Source organism: Paenibacillus sp. P4_A9, assembly GCF_056402415.1.
On record NZ_JBFUHL010000206.1, the window covers coordinates 1 to 1,376 of the forward strand.

Here is a 1,376-nt window from a genome sequence, read left to right on the forward strand (position 1 = left end):
GTGGTGAGGTGTTGTGTCGCAGACAATTTACACAAGGGAAGTTGTTCTTGAATCCATATGGAGGCGAGGAGATGTGCCGCATACCACTTACTGTAGTATTAGTACTGCAATGATGAGATGAGGTAGTGACCTAGCGAAGTAAGGTTCAAAGCAAGAGTACCAACAATCTACTCACCGTCGAAGAGGACTCCGAAAGGGGTTCTCTTTTCTTTGTCTATGTTTCAGGCGCGACCAGTAACGTACCCTTCTATTACGGACTAAAGCAATGAGATTATAACGAAATATATAGGCATAAACGGAAAGTAAGGGGAAATTCAACATGAGGATCAGAAGCCTTGTCCTTCAAGGAGCCAAAATCTCGATATTAAGCATGCTGCTACTCCCTGCAACAGCGGTACATGCCAATGAGCAGGTATCTCCCGCTGTATTTCTTGATGGGCATCAGTTGTCTTTTCAGACACCACCCGTGATTGAAAACGGCTATAGCCTCGTTCCGATGCGTGCGCTATTTGAGGCTGAGGGTGCACAAATTTCATGGGATGAGAACACGCGAACGGTAACAGCTATGAAGGATGGCGCCGTATTTACATACCGAATCGGAGACTTGTATGCTTTTAAAAATCAAGAGCGACTAGAACTGCCCGTTCCAGGTAAAATTATGGATGGGTTTACGTTGATTCCTTTGCGATTTATTAGTGAAACGCTAGGGAATCTCGTGAAATGGCATGATTACTCCCGCTCCATCACAATTTCATCGGTTCACACCTATGAAACCACGATCAAATATGGCGTCAATCTGCGCGATACACCCGATAAGGATCAGGATTCCAGCGTTCTCCGAATGCTTACGAAAACCGAAAAAGTCCATGTCATCCGAGAAATAAATACGGATTGGTTGGAGGTCCAGAGCCAAGACGGTGCAATTGGTTTCATTTCTGCTGCTCCGATGTATACCGATTACACGAGCTCGGTATTAACTGCGAAGCTAGCAGATGAATTAATCACTTTCGGGTCTACATTTATGGGAACTCCTTACGAGTTTGGTGCTGCTTCTGGTCAAACGAACACATTCGATTGCTCTTCTTTTGTGCAATATGTGTTTAGCAAAGTGCTCTCCCTTGATTTGCCTCGAGTCTCTTACGACCAAGCGCTACAAGGGAAAGAAGTCGGGATTGCCGAAATTCGTAAAGGGGATCTCCTATTTTTCACTGCTCGCGGGCTAGATATTGGTCATGTTGGCATTTATGCGGGAGACGGGCGGATCCTTCAAACCTATTCCAAAGAGCTCGGTGTTCACATTACAGCGTTCGATGAGAAATGGCAGAAGCGTTTTGTTACAGCTAGGAGATTATTCTGATTAGCGTTTATTAGGAGGT

At 45.1% G+C, this 1,376-nt stretch carries 1 protein-coding gene; it reads left to right on the plus strand.

The window, feature by feature from the left end:
* Positions 1-319 precede the first annotated feature (319 nt).
* Positions 320-1,357, plus strand: coding sequence for a stalk domain-containing protein (locus AC1DVJ_RS30965; RefSeq protein WP_477596767.1), 1,038 nt, complete (start codon positions 320-322; stop codon positions 1,355-1,357).
* The last annotated feature ends 19 nt before the right edge of the window (positions 1,358-1,376 follow it).

Coding starts and splice junctions, on each gene's coding strand:
- AC1DVJ_RS30965 (WP_477596767.1), top strand. CDS start 320: ATGAGGATCAGAAGCCTTGTCCTTCAAGGAGCCAAAATCTCGATATTA.